This window comes from Microbacterium sp. (assembly GCF_031178525.1).
GTDB lineage: Bacteria > Actinomycetota > Actinomycetes > Actinomycetales > Microbacteriaceae > Microbacterium.
In genome coordinates, this window is sequence record NZ_JAPSJA010000199.1 from 1 (window position 1) to 4,262 (window position 4,262).

The window sequence follows — 4,262 nt, forward strand, 5'->3', positions numbered from 1 at the left end:
GGTCCACGATGCGCGAAGTCTTCCACCAGTCTCTCGAGGACGTCCAGTCCCGGCTCGTCGAGATCGCCGAGCTCGTCACGATCGCCATCGACAAGGCGACGCGAGCGTTCGGCAGCGGCGATGTCACTCTGGCCGAAGAGGTCATCGCCGACGACCGTCTGATCGACGAGCGCGCGCTCGCCCTCGACGAGCTGGCGATCGAGATCCTCGCGATGCAGCAGCCGGTCGCGCGCGACCTGCGCATCGTCGTGACGGCGCTGCGCGTGAGCGCGTCGCTCGAGCGCATGGGCGACATGGCGGAGCACATCGCCCAGCTCGCCCGCACGCGCTACCCCGACCGCGCCATCCCGAAGGGCCTGAAGGGCACCTTCACCCGGATGGGCGAGCTCGACGTCCAGGTCGCGCGGGCCCTCACCGAGCTGCTGCGCACGCAGGACTTGGCGATCGCGGACCACATCCGCAACAGCGACGACGACATCGACGAGCTGCACGCCAGCGTGTTCGAGAAGGTGCTCAGCGACAGCTGGCAGGGCGAGGCCGGCGCCACCGTCGACGCCACGCTCGCCAGCCGCTACCACGAGCGCTTCGCCGACCACGCGGTCTCGATCGCCAAGAAGATGATCTACCTCGGCACGGGCGACTGGACCGGCCTGGAGCACGGCGCCCCCGACGTCCACGTCCCCGAGGTCTGACCCCGGTCAGTCCGCGCACGGAAAGAGGCGCCGCCCCGCTCGCATCCCGGCCGCGCCGCGGCCCCCCGCCTCTGCTTCTGGGTGCCTGCGGTTACTTCTTGCCCTGGGACGCGACAGCGGCGGCGCCGGCGGCGGCGGCCTCGGGGTCGAGGTAGCGGCTCGCTCCGGTCGGCTTCATGTCCTCGTCGAGCTCGTAGACGAGCGGGATGCCCGTGGGGATGTTCAGCGCGGCGATGTCCTCGTCGCTGATGCCCTCGAGGTGCTTCACGAGCCCGCGCAGCGAGTTGCCGTGCGCGGCGACGAGAACGGTCTTGCCCGCGCGCAGGTCGGGCACGATCTCGCCCTCCCAGTACGGCAGCATGCGGTCGATCACGATCTTGAGCGACTCGGTGCCGGGGATCTCCCCGTCCATGCCGACGTAGCGCGGGTCGTCGGTCTGCGCGTACTCGTCTGCGGGGTCGATCACGGGCGGCGGCACGTCGAACGAGCGGCGCCACTCCATGAACTTCTCCTCGCCGAACTCGGCGAGGGTCTGCGCCTTGTCCTTGCCCTGCAGGGCGCCGTAGTGGCGCTCGTTGAGGCGCCACGAGCGCTTCACCGGGATCCAGAGGCGGTCGGCGTGGTCGAGCGCGATGTTCGCGGTCTGGATCGCGCGGCTGAGCACGGAGGTGTGCACGACGTCGGGGAGCACGCTCTGCTCCTTCATCAGCTCGCCGCCGCGCTGCGCCTCCGAGCGGCCGAGCTCCGTGAGCCGGACATCGACCCATCCGGTGAAGAGATTGAGCTCGTTCCACTCGCTCTGGCCGTGTCGCAGCAGGATCAGGGTGTGTGCCATGCGGTCCAGCCTAGCGACGCCGCGCGGCCCGGCATGTGGCGCCGGGCGAAGCAGAATGGTCACATGGCGCGTGCTCACGGTCCCGAGGGACGCCCCACGCGCGGCACGACAGGCACCAACCGTCTGCGCCGCGTCGATCGCTGGATCGCGCACCTCCCCGAGTTCCGCCATGCTTCCGATCCCCTCGTGGTCGACCTCGGCTATGGCGCCAACGGCGTCACGACGCTCGAGCTCGCCGCGCGGCTGCGCGGCGTGCGCGACGACGTCGAGCTGCTCGGCCTCGAGATCGACCCCGAGCGCGTGGCGCGCGCGATCTCGCAGCTGGAGGCCACACGCCGCGGGGAGACGATGTTCGCGCCCGACGCCCGCGTCTCCTTCGCGCGCGGCGGGTTCGAGATCCCGCTTCCGGGTGACCGGCGACCGGCGGTGATCCGGGCGTTCAACGTGCTGCGCCAGTACGACGAGGCGGACGTGCGCGGCGCGTGGGACCGGATGACCGCGCGCCTGGCGCCGGACGGCGTACTTGTCGAGGGGACGTGCGACGAGATCGGCCGCGTGTGCAGCTGGATCGACGTCTCCGCGTCGGGCGAGCCGCTGCGCTTCACGATCTCGCTGCGCCTGGCGGATCTCGAGCGGCCGGGCATCGTCGCCGAGCGCCTCCCGAAGGCGCTCATCCATCGCAACGTGCCGGGCGAGCGGATCCACGCTCTGCTGGCCGCCCTCGACCGGGAGTGGGACCGCGCGGCCGCGCTGGCACCGTTCGGGCCGATCCAGCGCTGGATGGCGGCGGTCGCGGCCCTGCGCTCGTCCGGCATCCCGGTCCTCGGCGGTCGGACGCGCTGGCGCCTGGGCGAGCTCACCGTCCCGTGGGGCGCGGTGCGACCGTCCTAGATCCGCGGGATCGCGGCGCGCGCCTCGCCGGGCGGCATGCCGGTCGCGACCAGGAGGTCGACGACGAGCGGACGCAGAGCCGACACCAGAGCCTGCTCCCCGAGCGTCGCGTCGGGGAGCATCTTCGCCGGATCGAGGCGACGCGCGATCGCCAGCAGGCTCTCGCGGGCCACGGGCTCCTGGGCGATGTCCTCGATGGACGCGGCGACGAGCGTCGCCGCGCGCACGATTCCGGACATCACCTCGGCCGGGACGGGGCGCGGCTCACGGTCCTCCGTCACGTAGACGATGCGCCGCCCCACGACGCGCAGGTTGCGCATCGCGAGGTCCATGGCGTGCAGGATGCGCGCATACCGCTCGAGCTCCGCGCGCCGCCCGCGCAGGAACGGCGAGATCCGCGCGACCGACCGTCCCGACTCCAGCGAGACCCGCCAGGCGTCGAGCGGCGCCTGCAGCGCGCGCGCCTTCTCGAGGCCGCGCTCGGCCCGCAGCCGGTCGCCGCGCCGCAGGGCCGCGACGAGGCGCTCGCCGGCGGCGTCGAAGCCGGAGAAGAACGCACGGGCCTCCCGGATCGTCGCGGCGGCCGGATTGCGGGGCAGCAGCGCCGTGATCGTGACGGCGAGGATGCCGCCGATCACACCGTCCAGCAGCCGCGAGAACGGCACGGGTGCGAGCGGCAGGATCATCGCGATGGCCGACTGGATGGCCGCCGCGATCGCGAACTGGGGCGACGGCGACAGGAACCGGGCCACGAGCATCGTGACTGCGAGCGCGAGCGCCAGCTGCCACCAGCCCGTCCCGACGAAGAACCGCAGGGCCTCGGACAGCAGGATGCCCGTGAGCATCCCCACCACGGTCTCCGCGACGAGCCGCGGTCGCGCGTCGCGCGCGAGGCCGAGGCTCGAGATCGACACCGTGGCGGCGATCATGGGCGTCTCGTGTCCCAGCACATACCGCCCGATGAGGTACGCGCCGGTCGCCGCGATGACGATCTGCGCGACCGCGATCCACGACTGCCGGAGGCGCGCGAGCCCCGGTCGAGGCGAGATCCGGCTGCGCCACGTGACCGGGACGGCCTGCGTGATCGGCTGCGAGTCGGACATCCCCGCTGCCCGCTATGCCTGCGCGGGCGGCTCGGCCAGCGGACGGCGCGACAGGCGCGTCAGCCGCGGCACCTCCGCGGTCGCCCCGGCGTCGGCGGGGACGATGACCTCCTGCGCGGCCGCGATGCGTGCGCCGTCCGCGTGGATCTCGAGCGTCGCATCGGCGGGCACCCGCCGGGCGAGCACGGCGAGTGCGATCGGCCCGAGCTCGTGATGCCGCGCGCTGCTCGTGATGTGGCCGACCTCGGACGCCTCGCCCTCGAGTCCCGCCTGCAGCACCGGCGCGCCCGGAGCCGGCAGCACGCTGTCGCTGCCGTCCAGGTGCAGCAGCGTGAGCCGACGCGGCGGGTGACCGAGGTTGTGCACCTTGGCGACCGTCTCCTGCCCGCGATAGCAGCCCTTGTCCAGGTGCACCGCGGTGCGCAGCCAGTCGAACTCGTGCGGAATGGCGCGCTCGTCCACCTCGCGGCTCCAGCGCGGGCGCCAGGCGGCGATCCGCAGCGCCTCGGCGGCCAGCAGGCCGGCCGGCTCGACGTCGGCGAGCTGCGGCAGCTCAGCACGCTCCACGATCGCCTCGATCCACGTGTACGCGGACCCCGGATGCGGCAGAGCCGCGGCGTACTGCCATCCCCCCGCCGCGATCTCCCGCCACGGGTCGCCCCACACGAGGGGCATGTCGTTCGGCCGGTAGGCCACGAGCGCGACCCGCTTCTCGGCGGTCTCGAGCTCGGTGTAGCCGAG

5 protein-coding genes are annotated in these 4,262 nt (G+C 72.9%); 2 read left to right on the plus strand and 3 right to left on the minus strand.

Annotation, left to right across the window (positions count from 1 at the left end; genetic code table 11):
* The first annotated feature begins 8 nt into the window (after positions 1-8).
* Positions 9-692, plus strand: a complete 684-nt coding sequence (phoU, locus tag RIF89_RS11395) for a phosphate signaling complex protein PhoU (RefSeq protein ID WP_309069233.1) — start codon at positions 9-11, stop codon at positions 690-692.
* A gap of 91 nt (positions 693-783) precedes the next feature.
* Here the strand turns inward: phoU and RIF89_RS11400 are convergent, their stop codons facing one another.
* Positions 784-1,527, minus strand: a complete 744-nt coding sequence (locus RIF89_RS11400; RefSeq protein WP_309069229.1) for a phosphoglyceromutase — start codon at positions 1,525-1,527, stop codon at positions 784-786.
* A gap of 63 nt (positions 1,528-1,590) precedes the next feature.
* Between RIF89_RS11400 and RIF89_RS11405 the strand changes: the two genes are divergently transcribed.
* The gene (locus RIF89_RS11405) at positions 1,591-2,418 is read left to right on the plus strand and encodes a class I SAM-dependent methyltransferase (RefSeq protein WP_309069230.1); all 828 of its coding nucleotides are present in this window, start codon (positions 1,591-1,593) and stop codon (positions 2,416-2,418) included.
* Here RIF89_RS11405 and RIF89_RS11410 read toward each other — a convergent pair.
* Positions 2,415-3,521 carry an FUSC family protein gene (locus tag RIF89_RS11410; protein WP_309069231.1) on the minus strand — a complete coding sequence of 369 codons (1,107 nt, stop codon included), beginning with the start codon at positions 3,519-3,521 and terminating at the stop codon, positions 2,415-2,417. The two genes, RIF89_RS11405 and RIF89_RS11410, sit on opposite strands and share 4 nt — an antisense overlap.
* 12 nt (positions 3,522-3,533) lie before the next feature.
* A partial coding sequence (locus RIF89_RS11415; protein WP_309069232.1) for a glycine cleavage T C-terminal barrel domain-containing protein occupies positions 3,534-4,262 on the minus strand: 729 nt, incomplete at its 5' end.

Bases quoted from the DNA above. Each gene is read 5' to 3' on its own strand.
- RIF89_RS11410 (WP_309069231.1), bottom strand. From the start codon at position 3,521: ATGTCCGACTCGCAGCCGATCACGCAGGCCGTCCCGGTCACGTGGCGC.
- RIF89_RS11405 (WP_309069230.1), top strand. From the start codon at position 1,591: ATGGCGCGTGCTCACGGTCCCGAGGGACGCCCCACGCGCGGCACGACA.
- phoU (WP_309069233.1), top strand. From the start codon at position 9: ATGCGCGAAGTCTTCCACCAGTCTCTCGAGGACGTCCAGTCCCGGCTC.
- RIF89_RS11400 (WP_309069229.1), bottom strand. From the start codon at position 1,527: ATGGCACACACCCTGATCCTGCTGCGACACGGCCAGAGCGAGTGGAAC.